The 12,573-nt window shown below is 69.6% G+C and carries 10 protein-coding genes; 2 read left to right on the top strand and 8 right to left on the bottom strand.

Annotated features, from left to right (window positions below):
• The first annotated feature begins 22 nt into the window (after positions 1-22).
• Together HWX76_RS22385 and HWX76_RS22390 are read left to right on the top strand one after the other, a co-directional pair.
• Positions 23-1,459 (top strand): PLP-dependent aminotransferase family protein, encoded by a 1,437-nt coding sequence (locus tag HWX76_RS22385; protein ID WP_050012291.1) that lies wholly within the window; start codon positions 23-25, stop codon positions 1,457-1,459.
• A 188-nt stretch (positions 1,460-1,647) separates the two neighbouring features.
• Positions 1,648-2,406, top strand: a complete 759-nt coding sequence (locus HWX76_RS22390) for a hypothetical protein (RefSeq protein WP_176016350.1) — start codon at positions 1,648-1,650, stop codon at positions 2,404-2,406.
• A 129-nt stretch (positions 2,407-2,535) separates the two neighbouring features.
• On the opposite strand, the gene fdhA is transcribed toward HWX76_RS22390, so the two are convergent.
• The 8 genes from fdhA to HWX76_RS22430 all read right to left on the bottom strand — a co-directional run bounded on the left by fdhA (position 2,536) and on the right by HWX76_RS22430 (position 12,399).
• The gene (gene fdhA, locus HWX76_RS22395; protein WP_011547090.1) at positions 2,536-3,732 is read right to left on the bottom strand and encodes a formaldehyde dehydrogenase, glutathione-independent; all 1,197 of its coding nucleotides are present in this window, start codon (positions 3,730-3,732) and stop codon (positions 2,536-2,538) included.
• Positions 3,733-3,974: 242 nt separating this feature from the next.
• Positions 3,975-5,165, bottom strand: coding sequence for an efflux RND transporter periplasmic adaptor subunit (locus tag HWX76_RS22400; protein ID WP_176016351.1), 1,191 nt, complete (start codon positions 5,163-5,165; stop codon positions 3,975-3,977).
• Positions 5,165-7,015 (bottom strand): efflux transporter outer membrane subunit, encoded by a 1,851-nt coding sequence (locus HWX76_RS22405; protein ID WP_176016352.1) that lies wholly within the window; start codon positions 7,013-7,015, stop codon positions 5,165-5,167. Before HWX76_RS22405 ends, HWX76_RS22400 begins: the two co-directional genes overlap by 1 nt.
• A 2-nt stretch (positions 7,016-7,017) precedes the next feature.
• A complete protein-coding gene (locus HWX76_RS22410; RefSeq protein WP_124631567.1) occupies positions 7,018-7,956 on the bottom strand; it encodes a glycosyltransferase family 2 protein in 939 nt (312 codons plus the stop codon).
• A 10-nt stretch (positions 7,957-7,966) separates the two neighbouring features.
• Positions 7,967-9,562: a DHA2 family efflux MFS transporter permease subunit gene (locus HWX76_RS22415; RefSeq protein WP_050012286.1), complete on the bottom strand. Its 1,596-nt coding sequence runs from the start codon at positions 9,560-9,562 to the stop codon at positions 7,967-7,969.
• Positions 9,559-10,842 carry a glycosyltransferase gene (locus tag HWX76_RS22420; protein ID WP_124631568.1) on the bottom strand — a complete coding sequence of 428 codons (1,284 nt, stop codon included), beginning with the start codon at positions 10,840-10,842 and terminating at the stop codon, positions 9,559-9,561. Before HWX76_RS22420 ends, HWX76_RS22415 begins: the two co-directional genes overlap by 4 nt.
• Positions 10,843-10,859: 17 nt before the next feature.
• Complete coding sequence (locus HWX76_RS22425) at positions 10,860-11,429, bottom strand: isoprenylcysteine carboxylmethyltransferase family protein (RefSeq protein ID WP_050012284.1); 570 nt, start codon at positions 11,427-11,429, stop codon at positions 10,860-10,862.
• 67 nt (positions 11,430-11,496) lie between these two features.
• Positions 11,497-12,399 (bottom strand): alpha/beta hydrolase, encoded by a 903-nt coding sequence (locus HWX76_RS22430; protein WP_050012283.1) that lies wholly within the window; start codon positions 12,397-12,399, stop codon positions 11,497-11,499.
• Between the last annotated feature and the right edge of the window lie 174 nt (positions 12,400-12,573).

Here is a 12,573-nt window from a genome sequence, read left to right on the forward strand (position 1 = left end):
GTCGATGGCCGGGAGAACGCGCATGAAGCGCTATGCGGTGCTGGCACAGACGATCGCCGACGCGATCCGGCGCGGCGATCTGGCGCCCGGCGCGCGCATCCCCACCGTGCGGGCCGCATGCCGCGCGCATCGCGTGAGTCCTTCCACGGTGTTTCGTGCGTACTACGCGCTCGAAAGCGAGGGCCTGATCGTCGCGCGGGCGCGCTCCGGCTATTTCGTTGCGAACGTCGCGGACAAGCACGTGCGGTTCGCGCGCGATCCGCCGCGCAAGCCGGGCGCCGCGCAAAACGACGCCGCGCAACCCGGCGACGACGATGCGCTGTTCCGTCTGCTCGACTCGCTCAAATGCGACGACATCGTGCCGCTCGGCTCGGCATTCGCGAGCTATTCGCTGTTCCCGATGAGCAGCCTGTGGCGCCAGGTCGCGTCGGCCGCGCGCCACATGGACCGCACGAAACTGCTCGAAGGCTTGCCGCCCGGCAACGAAGCGCTGCGCCGTCAGATCGCGTTGCGCTACCTGAACGCGGGCGCGTCGCTGCCGCTCGAGGAAATCGTCATCACGACGGGCGCGACCGAAGCGCTGACGCTCAGCCTGCAGGCGCTGACGCGCCCGGGCGACATCGTCGCGATCGAACGGCCGGCCTTCCACGCGGTGCTGCAGGCCGTTCAGAGCCTGCATCTGAAAGCGGTCGAGATTCCGGTCGACCCGCGCACGGGCCTCGACCTCGACGCGCTCGCCGAGGCGCTCGACACGCATCCGGTGCGCGCGTGCTGGTTCATGACGTCGTTCCACAACCCGACCGGCGCGACGCTGACCGACGAGCGCAAGCGCGCGCTGATCGACCTGCTCGCGTCCCGCGGCGTGCCGCTGATCGAGGACGACGTGTATGGCGAATTGCAGTTCGGCACGGCGCCCACGCGCCCCGCGAAACTGTATGACGACAGCGGGCTCGTCCTGCATTGCGGGTCGTTCTCGAAATGTCTCGCGCCCGGATTCCGGATCGGCTGGGTCGCGGCAGGCCGCTTCGTCCGGCAGATCCGCAAGGCCAAAGGCGCGAGCGCGCCGGCCGCCGACGTACCCGCGCAGATGGCGATTTCGAGCTACCTGCGCGACGGCGCATACGACCGCTTCCTGCGCAAGCTGCGCCGCAATCTCGCCGCGCACCAGGCGCAGATGCTGTCGGCCGTACGCGCGTACTTTCCGGCTGACACCGAAGTGTTCGCGCCACGCGGCGGATATTTTCTATGGATTGAACTGCCGCCGCACATGGATGCGATGCACCTGTTCGACGATGCGATGGAGAACGGCGTGAGCATTGCACCCGGACCGATCTTCTCCACGACCGGCGGCTTCCGCCGCTATTTGCGACTCAATTACGGTCGGCCGTGGACACCGGCGGTCGAGCGCGCGCTGGAGACGCTCGGCACGCTCGCGGCCCGACAGCGGCACGGCAGCTAGGACGAAACGTACGGAGCGGAATGCGCGACATGCGCCTTGCGTTTCGTGCGCGAACGACCAAGAATGAAGCAGCAGGCAGACGTGGACGAACGGGTTCCACCCGTCCGATGTTATGGAGAATCCCATGAGCACCGCATGCGAACGACCGCCGATCTCTAGCCCGACGATCGCGCCCGTCGGTCGCTGACATGCGTGTCCTGCCTAGCCGCAGCGTCCGCGCGCGCGATGCCTGGCGTGCCGTGCTGAATGCGCGCGCCGAATCGCGGCACGCGACGTGCTGCCGCTGCCGCGAATGCGGCTTCGTGGCGTTCCGCGCGCTCGAGCACTGCCCCGTCTGCGGTCAATGGAACGGGCCGTTCGAACCGATCCGACACACGTCGGCCGATGCGCACGCCGCCCATGCGCCGCGATCGTTTCACACGTGGTCGTCACGCATCGCCCGCGCGATGCGCAACGCGGCTTTCCAGCGGCCGCGCGCGTCGAGCGCGCCGATCCTGAGCATCCTTACGCTCGTGCTGCTGGTCGGCGGCTACGTGGCGGTCGACCAGACCTGCAAGGCCGATCCCGTTTGTCGCGGATCCGGTGCGCCGGCCGCCGTCGCGACCGAAACCATGCTGCCCGCGTCGAACGATCCGTTGCTGCCGGTCGTGCCGGCACCCGTCTACCCGTTTCATTCGCCCGATGAAACGCAAGTGGCGGCCAGTCTGCCACCAGGCGCCCCACTCGTAGCCCAACCTGCTCGCAAGATGGCCATTGCACAAGCCGCGCCATCGTTGCGCCCGCCTGACCGGACGCGCGCCGGCGCGGTCCGCATGGCCGACTGGAAAGGCAGCCGCGACACCGCCCATCGCACGCGTGCGATCCGCCGCGTCAGCGTGCACACCGGGCGCACACGTCGCGCCGCGGCCAGCAACGCCGAACTCGCGAAGCTCTATCGCGGCCACTGAGCGTGACCCGGGCTCGGGCTCAGCGGTCGTCGCGTTGCACTGCCGTCACCGTCGCTCCCGCAACGAAAAAACGGGCGGCCCGTTTCCGGAACCGCCCGCTTCGCGTGGTGCGCGTCGAACGCTAGCGCATCACGCCGCCAGCAACCCGTGCGGGTCGATGACGAATTTGCGCGGCGCGCCGCCGTCGAACTTCTTGTAGCCTTCCGGCGCCTGGTCGAGCGAGATCACTTCGACGTTGACGATCTTCGCGATCGGCAGCCGGTCGAACAGGATCGCCTGCATCAGGTTGCGGTTGTACTTCAGCACCGGCGTCTGGCCCGTGAAGAACGAATGCGACTTCGCCCAGCCGAGGCCGAAGCGGATGCTCAGGCTGCCGTGCTGCGCGGCCTTGTCCTTCGCGCCCGGATCGTCCGTCACGTACAGGCCCGGGATGCCGATCGCGCCGGCCGGGCGCGTGATTTCCATCAGCGAGTTCAGTACCGTCGCGGGCGCTTCCTCCGAATGGCCCGACGAGCCGTGGCCGTGCGCCTCGAAGCCGACGCAGTCGACCGCGCAATCGATCTCGGGCACGCCGAGAATCTGCTCGATCTGCTCGCCGAGCGACGCGTCCTTCGACAGGTCGACCGTCTCGAAGCCCATCGCCCGCGCATGCGCGAGGCGTTCCGCGTTCATGTCGCCGACGATCGTCACGGCCGCGCCGAGCAGGCGCGCCGAGGCGGCCGCCGCCATCCCGACCGGGCCCGCGCCCGCGATGTAGACCGTCGAGCCGGGCTTCACGCCCGCGCTCACCGCACCGTGATAACCGGTCGGCAGAATGTCGGACAGGCAGGTCAGGTCGCGGATCTTCGCCATCGCCTGGTCGCGATCCGGGAATTTCAGCAGGTTGAAATCGGCATACGGCACGAGCACGTACTCGGCCTGGCCGCCGATCCAGCCGCCCATGTCGACATAGCCGTACGCGCCGCCCGCACGCGACGGATTCACGTTCAGGCACACGCCCGTATGCGTGTCCTTGCACATCGCGCAGCGGCCGCACGCAACGTTGAACGGCACCGACACGAGATCGCCGAGCTTCAGCGTCTCGACGTCGCGGCCCACTTCGACCACTTCGCCGGTGATCTCGTGACCGAGCACGAGGCCGACCGGCGCGGTCGTCCGGCCGCGCACCATGTGCTGGTCGGAGCCGCAGATGTTCGTGCTGACCACTTTCAGGATTACGCCGTGGCCGATCGCGCGGCCGCTCGGGTCGACCATCTTCGGATAATCGATTTTCTGGACTTCGACCTGGCCCGGCCCAAGATAGACGACACCTCGATTGCTGCTCATCGTATTGTCTCCATGTCTCGTTGGATGGCGCCGCGGCGCGCCGGCGCCATGCGGCGCACGCGCAACGTGCTGTTCGAGAGTAGTCCGGGAGGCAGGGGCGCCGATGTCTCAAACGCGACATGCGTTTGATCGGCGCCGACATCGATGGCGGAAATACGAAAGTCGGGCGGGAATCTACCGGGCGCGAGACACACAGGGGCCGGACCGGCCGTTGCTGCCGGCCGCGCCCCGACCGGCAGCCGCTATCCGCCCTGATTCTCGCGGATGATCGCGGCGGCGGCCGCTTCCGCGTCGCCCGCGACGCCGTCGTGCACGCGCGTGCTGACGGCCGGCGTCGGCGGCTCGCTGTCGAGCGCGTGGCCGTTGCGGTCGTGCGTGTCGACCGTCGCGCGCATCGACAGCCCGACGCGCAGCGGATGCGCGGCGAGATCGCGCGGATCGAGCGCGATCACGACCGGCACGCGCTGCACGACCTTGATCCAGTTGCCGGCCGCGTTCTGCGACGGCAGCATCGAGAACGCGCTGCCCGTGCCGGCCGAGAAGCCCTGCACGCGGCCGCGATAGGCGATGCGCGAGCCGTAGAGATCCGACACGACCTCGACCGGCTGCCCGACGCGCATGTGGCGGATCTGCCCTTCCTTGAAATTCGCGTCGACCCACAGCCGGTTGAGCTGCACGATCGACATCAGCGGCACGCCGGGCCCGACCTGCTGGCCGACCTGCACCGAGCGCTGCCCGATCGTGCCGTCGACGGGCGCGACGATCGTCGTGCGCTTCAGGTTTCGGTACGCGAGCTTGAACTGCGCGGCCGCCTGCATGACGGCCGGGCTTTCGTCGACGGGCAGCTTGCTGCCGAGCGCGCGCGCCGCATCGAGCTGTGCCTGCGCGGCCGCGAGGTTCGCCTGCGCGCCGGCCACCGCCGCGCGCGCCCGCGCCAGTTCTTCCGGCGCGACGATCTCGACCGATGCGCCCGAACGCGCGGCGAGCGCGCGCTGCGCGAGCGACAGGTCGGCTCGCCGCGCATTCACGGCCTCGACGTACATCGTGTTCGAAATCCTCGCGTTCGCGACCTGGCGCACGGCCTGCGCGAGCTGCGCCTTCGCCTGCGCGAACGCGACGGACGCCTCGGTGTCGTCGAGCTTCACGAGCGTCTGCCCCGCGCGCACGGCCTGCGTGTCGGCAACCACCACGTCGGTCACCGCGCCCGGGATCTGCGCGGCGACCTGAACGATGCTGCCCGCGAGGTATGCGTCGTCGGTGTCTTCGTAGTACCGGTCGCTCAACAGCCAGTACGCGATCCACGCAATCGCAGCCAGCAGCACGATCGCGAAGAACACGGTGAAGCGCTTGCGGCGCGTCGCGCGGCGCGCGTCGAGGGCCGGATCGTTCAGCGCGGCCGGCGGCGCGGCGGAATGAAGGTTGTCGTGGTGCATCAGTCGCTTTGCGTAACGATCAGACGATCGTGCTGGAAGACGGGAATCGCGGGCGTCGACGCCGAGCCCGGCATCGGGCTCGCCGAGGCCGTGCGCGCGAGAACGGGCGTGCTGCGCGGCATCGTGTCGGGGCGGGAGGCACCGACCGTGGACGGGCGCGCGGGGTCGTCGCGTCGGACGGATTCGGGCGCGGACGCGGCCCGCGTCGTGGCAGCGGCCGGCGACATTGCCGTGCGCCCCGCTTGCGAGTCGTTCGACGGGCCCGCCACCGCAGCCCGGTTCGCGGCCATGGCAACGGCCGCCCCGCGCCGGGCCGCCCCGCTACGCGCCCGCTGCACGGCCGACGCCTGCGCCTGCGCGACCGTTGCGCCCGCATCGAACCCGCCGCCCAGCGCGCCGATCAACCCGACGCGCAATGTCCGCTGCTTGCCGAGCAGCGCGATCATCTGCGCGCGCTCGTCGATCAGCGTGAGATCCGCGACATCGACGTCCTTCTGCATCAGCACGCCGCGTCGATGCCGATCGGTCGCGATCTGCACGATCTTCTGCGCGGCCGCGACCGCATCCTGCTGCTGCGCGACGAGCGTCTGCGACGTCTGCAGCGACGTGACGAGCTGCGCGACCTGCCCGAGCGCGTCGTCGACGGTCTTGTTGTACAGCCCGATCGCGACGTCGGCCTGCGCGACGTCCGCGCCGAGCTTCGCCTTCAGCCGGCCGCGGTCGAAGATCGGCAGCGAGATCGCGGGGCCGACGGAGCCCGCGAGCGAATCGCGCGAGAACAGCGACGCGGGCGTCAACGCGAACACGCCGCCGAGCGCGACGAGGTTCACGTCCGGATAGAACTGCGCACGCGTCGAGTCGGCATTCGCGAACGCGGCCTCGACCCGCAGCCGCGCGGCGACGATATCGGGCCGGCGGCCCAGCAGGTCGGCCGGCAGCCGGGCGGGCACCGCGCCGCCCGCGAACGCGCCGACGCGCGGCCGCTGCAGCGCGAGCCCGCGCTCCGGGCCACGGCCCGACAGCACGCCGAGTTGCAGTTGCGCGAGCTTGATCTGCTCGTCGTTCAACGCGATCTGCTCGAGCAGTCGACTGCGCTTGATCGACGCGTCGCTCGCATCGTACGCGTTGTCGAGGCCGCGCGCGGTACGCTCGCGCAGCACCGCCGTCACGCGCTGGCTGATCTTCAGCTTCTGCTGCAACAGGTCGCGCACCGCGTACGCCTGGTCGAGCTGGCAATACACGGTGACGATCGCGACGGCGAGCGTGAGCCGTACCTGTTCGGCCTCGACGCCGGCCGCGTCGCGCAGCGACATCAGGCTCTTCGTCGCCGCGCGGTTCTTGCCCCACAGGTCGAGCTGGTAGTTCAGCCCGACGAAGATCGACGACGGCGATACGTTCGGATCGCCGAAGATCTGCACCGGCACGCGATAGCCGCCGGCCGTGACGTCGGCGATGTCACCGGGTTTCGGCATCCGCGCCCGGCTGATCGTCGCGCCGGCCGTGCCGGTCAAACCGGTCAGCGAATCGAACTGCTGAAGCTGCGCCTGCGCGATCCGCAGCCGCGCCTGTGCGACCTGCAGATCGGGGCTGTGCTGCGACGCCTCCGCGACCAGGTCGTCGAGCTGCGGGTCCTGCAGCTGCTTCACCCAGTCGGGCGCCGGCCACGCGCCGTTCGCGCCGGGGCCGGCCGTCCGTGCGAGCGCATCGTCGGCCGGCGCGCGCAGCGACAGCGACGGCAGGAAGCCCGACGGCACGCATCCGCCCAACGCGAACAGCATGGCCGCCGCCGCGACCATCGAGCCGCCCTTCGCGCCACGCGCCGAACCTGCCGCTTTCGTCGAACGCCGCATCGTCACCCCTGCCGAACGCGCTGCGCCCGCGCAGCCAGACGCGGCCGCGTGCGCTCGAGCGGGCCGAGCCGGCCGAACAGGCCGTCCGCGACGCCGAACAGGATGCCGGCCAGCTTCGCGCGCTTGTCGCGCTCGACCAGCGCGATCTGCACGACCTGCCACAGGGTCAGCAGGTTCGGCACGAGCGCCACCGGAAAACGCAGCCCGTACTGCATCCCGAGCTGCACCGCATTGCGCGCGCTGTAGTAGCGCCGTTGCCACGAGTGATTCATCGACGTCATTTCAAAAGGGCCGATCGCGTGCCGCTGCTTTGCGCCGATCCGATGCGTCAGCACCAGCGACGGCACGACATAGAGCGGCACGTTGCGCGACAGCGCGCGGAAGCTGTATTCGGTATCGACGTGATCGATGAACAGCGTTTCGTCGAAACGGCCGAGCACGTCGAACGCGTCGCGCGACACGACGCAGCCCGACGAAATCAGGAACGCGCAGCGCTGCATCGGCGTGCCCGGGTCGATGTGCAGGCGGCGCACGCCGATGCCGTTCGTCGCGAGTTCGGGCAGGAAGCTGCGTGCGTTCTCGTCGAAGATGCGCGGGCCGGCCAGGAACGCACGCCCGGCAAGCCCCGCGCAGACGTCGCGCATCGTCGGAAAATAGGCAGCCGGCACCGACGAATCCTGGTCGAACAGCGCGACCGCGTCGATGCGGTCGCGAAACAGCGCCGCGAGCCCCGCGTTGTACGCGCCCGCGATGCCGCCGCGATTGCCGTGATGCAGCAGCGCGATGCCTTCGCGTGTGCACAGTTCACGGGCCCGCGCATCGGGCTGCGGCGTGTTGTCGACGACGAGCAGCACGTCGCACGCGTGCCGCCATCCGCGCAACGCGTCGAGCTGCGCGTCGCTCGGGTGATACAGGATCACGAGTGCGCCGAGTGTCGTCATGGTCTGCTCCTCAATGTCCGAACGATGCGGCCGCGCCGCGTTTCGGCCGCGTCAGCCACATCATCGCGGCGAGTGCGACACACGTCATGCTCGCCATCCAGAACATGTCGTTGGTCGCCATCATGTAGGCCTGCTGCATCACGACGTGATGCAGCGTCGTCAGCTCGCGCACGCCGTCCACGCCCATCGCGTTCAGCGCATGCACGAAGCGTTGCGTGTTCGCCGACGCGTGCGTGACCGATTGCGACACGACGTCGTAGTGATAGGTCGCGCGGTTGTCCCACAGCGTCACGCTCATCGCGGTGCCGAACGCGGCCGACAGCGTGCGCAGGAAATTCGACAGACTCGACGCGGCGGCGAGCCGGTCGTCCGGAATGCGCGACAGCGTCGCGGCGGTCAGCGGAATGAAGAAGCACGGCAGCCCGATCCCCTGGATCAGCCCGGGTGCGGCGATCTGCGCGAACGTCATCTTCAGCGTGAAATGGGCGTCCCAGGCGAGCACGGCCGCGAACACGAGGAAGCCGAACGTCGCGAGCACGCGCGCGTCGAAGCGGTGCGCATGCAGCCCGACGAGGATCGAGAACACGAGCGCGAGCACGCCGAGCGACGCGGTCGCGAGCCCCGCATGAAACGCGTTGTAGCCCATCACGGCCTGCATCCACAGCGGGAACACCACGCCGACCACGGAGAAGCTCATCATCCCGAGCGAGATGATCAGCACGCAGAACGAGAACGTGCGGTCGCGAAACAGGCTCAGATCGACCACCGGATGCGCTTCGCCTGCTTCCCAGATCAGCAGCGACACGATCGCGAGCGCCGCGACCACCGCGAGCGTGACGATCAGCGGCGAATCGAACCAGCCGCGGTCGTGGCCGAGATCGAGCATCGCCTGCAGCGAGCCGACGCCGATCACGAGCAGCACGATGCCCGGCACGTCGATCGGACCGGCCGCGCCGCGCTGCGCGTCGGGGCGCAGCATCGCGGTGCACACCGCGAACGAGAACAGCCCGATCGGCAAATTGATCAGGAAGATCCACGGCCACGAGAAGTTGTCGACGATCCACCCGCCGACCACCGGCCCGAAGATCGGCGCGAGCAGCACCGTCATCGCCCACAGCGCGAGCGCGATCGTGCGTTGGGTTGGAGGAAAGGTGCGCAGCAGGATCGTCTGCGACAGCGGCACCATCGGCCCCGAGCACAACCCCTGCAGCGCGCGGCAGATCACGAGCACGTGCAAGTCGCGCGCGAGCCCGCACAGCAGCGACGTCAGCGTAAACAGCAGCACCGCGCCGACGAACAGCCGCAACTCGCCGACGCGGCGCGCAAGCCAGCCGGTGAGCGGCACCGCGATCGCGGCCGCGACCGAATACGAGCTGATCACCCACGTGCCCTGGCTGTTCGACACGCCGAGACTGCCGGAGATCGCCGGCACCGCGACGTTGGTCACGGTCGAGTCGAGCACTTCGATGAAGGTCGCGAGCGACAGCGCGAACGTCAGCAGCGCGAGCCGGATGCCGCGCACCGGCTGCGCGGCGGGCACCGGCGCCGACACGTCGAGCGCGGACGGCGCGACGGGCCCGTCGTGCAGCGGCGATGCGGTGCTCATGTGCCGGCCACCGCGACATCGGCCCGCGCGGCCACCCGCCCGCGCTTCGGCACGAAGCGTTCGATGAAATCGGCGGCCGCGCCGCAGCCGTCCGGCGCGGCCGCGAGCAGCGCACGCGTACGCGCCGCATGCACCGCGAACGCGGGTTCGTCGAGCACGCGCGCGAGCGCCGCGCCGAGCCGCGCGCCGTCGAGCGGCCCGTCGACCCGCACGCCGCAACCGTTCGCGACGACGCGTTGCGCGTTGTCGAACTGATCGTGCGCGAACGGCGTGACGACCTGCACGATCCCGGCTTCGCACGCGAGCGCCGCCGTGCCGATCCCGCCGTGATGCACGAGCGCGCGGCAACGCGGCAGCAGCGTGCGCATCGGCACGAAGCGGCGCACGAGCAGCCGGTCGCCATCCTGCGCCGCATCGTGCGGCGTCAGCAGGATGCCGCGCGCGCCGGTCGCGCGCAGCGTGTCCGCCACCGCACGCGCATACGCCGCGTGATCGACGAGGGTCGAACCGGCCGTGAACACGACCGGGGCTTCGCCTGCCGCGAGAAACGCATCGAGTGCCCCATCATCGTCGGAGGTCGAAATATCGTTGAACAGCGGAAAACCGCTTTGCAGATGGTTCGACGGCCAGTCCGGCTGCGGCGGCGCGAACCACTGGGGAAACAGGCACAGCACGCCGTCGGTCGAATGCAGCCAGCGGCCGAGCACGCGCCGCGCGGGCGCGAGCCCGAGTTCGCGGCGCACCGCGTCGAGCGCCGGGCCGCACACGCGGTCGAGCACCTGCCGCTCGATCAGCGTCATCAGCGCCGACTTCACCGGCAACGGCCAGCGCGCCGGAATCGTCAGGCGCGGATGAGTCGGCGGCGCATGCGCGGACAGCAGCGTCGACGGCGATACCTGCACCGACACGTACGGCGTGCCGTGCAATTCCTGCATGAAGCGCGCGGAGAACGCCCATAGCGTGCCGACCAGCACCGTGTCGGCATCGGTCAGCGCGCGCAGCGCGTCGTAATGCGGGCGCAGCGTCGGCGCGATCACCTGCCACAGCGTGCGGAACGACGTACGCGGATCCCACAGCGCGGGGTTCGCCATCGCCGCGTCGTAGTCGGCCGCGGTGCCGACCGGCACGAACGCGAACCCGCAGCGGCGCACGGCCGCCTCGAACGGCGCGTGCGTGCAGAACACGACGTCGTGACCGCGCGCGGCGAGCGTGCGCGCGACGCCGAGCAACGGATGCACGTCGCCCGCCGAACCGATCGCGGTCACGATCATCTTCGCCATCGCGCGCCTCGCGGGGGTCAGTAGAAGCCGGGGATCAGCGCCGCGACCTCGCGGCGGTACTGCGCATAGGCCGGCCCGAAATACCCGGTCAGCCAGCTCTCCTCGACGCGCACCTTGTACGCGAGCGACGCGAACACGAGCAGCACGCCGAGCGCGCCGCGCCATTCGCCGCCGATCAGCGCGGCGCCGACCAGCGCGATCAGGCAGCCGGTGTAGATCGGGTGACGTACGAACGCATACGGCCCCGTGCGCACGAGTTCGTGGTCTTCCTTCAGCGTGACCGACACGCTCCAGTTCGTGCCGAGATGCAGCCGCGCCCATACCGAGAACAGCAGGCCGGCCACCAGCACCGCGAGCCCGCACTGCGCCTGCAGGCCGAAGCGCTGCCAGTCGGGCGCGAGCGCCTGCCACGACGGATCGGGCAGGATGATCAGCGCGCCGCCGACGATCAGCGGAATCGACTGGAGCGTGCGCGAGCGCGATGCCTCCTTGCGTACGGTCGTCTTGACGCGCTGCGACGTGGCGATCCAGTAAGCGAGCCACGCGGCCCACGGAACGACGATGGCGATGGTCTGAACGATATTCACGGCTGGCCTGCCTCGTTGGGATGGGAATTCGGATGCGCGGGACGTGCCCGCTGCTCGACGGACGGCGTCACGACGACAGCGCGTGCATCGGCGCGGGCACGCATGCGTGCGCGGCGGCACGTGCGATGCCGGCCGCGGCGGGCGCTTCGCCGCAGAAGAAATCGAGCAGCGCGGTACGGGTGGCTTCGCGCTGCGCGCGGCCTTCGATGTCGAGGAAATGGCCTGCGTCGGGCACCGTCGCGAACCGTGCGCGCGCCACATGCGCGCCAAGCTGCCGCACGTCGGCCGGCGTCGTGTATTCGTCGCGCTCGCCGTTCAGGAACAGCAGTTCGCAGCCGATGTTCGAGAACTCGCTGAAGTAGCGCTCGGGCTGCAGCGACAGGATCTGGTCGACGTGGAACGCGACCTGGTCCTGCTCGTCGCGCGGCAGGCGCGTGAGATAGCGGTAGTTGTACAGCTTCATGATGCGCGGCAGATAGCGGCCGACCGTGTCGTTCAGCAGCTGCGCGGCCTTCAGGTTCTCGCCGGCCGCGATGTGGTCGCGGGCCCGCGTCACGTAGTCGATCATCGCGTCGTTCAGGAACGGCGAGAACGAACAGATCGCCGCGCGCCGCACGCTCGGGCAGCCGCGCGCGAGCGCGAACAGCGACGCGACGCCGCCCCACGACACCGACACGAGGAACGCCGGCGCGAAGTGTTCGACCAGGTACTGGAGGATCGCGGCTTCGTCGTCCTTGGTCAGGATCGAGCAGCCGGGGTTGTGCTGGCGCGACTGCCCCGCATACGGCAGGTCGAAGCAGATCGTGTTGATCCGCTCGCCGAGATACTGGACGGTCTGGCCGAACGACGCGGTCGTCGCGAGCGCGCCGTTGACGAGCATCGCCGTGTCGAAGGCCGGATCGAACACGTTCCGTTCGACATAAACCTTCAGACCATTCGGCAGCGGGACCACGTGTTTTTCGGTCGGCATCGTCGTTCTCCGGTGAATGCGGCGTCTCGACGTCGCGGCATGCTGCAGCTGCGCAATGGCTGACGTCGGGCCCGTGCGCGATCGATGGACGCGCCGATTGCCGACGCACCGCGGCAATTGCCGGCGGCGCCATTCATTCCTCGTGGTGCGGCGCCATACTAATACGGTCGATAT

The organism is Burkholderia sp. BCC0398 (genome assembly GCF_902833245.1).
Classification (GTDB): domain Bacteria; phylum Pseudomonadota; class Gammaproteobacteria; order Burkholderiales; family Burkholderiaceae; genus Burkholderia; species Burkholderia sola.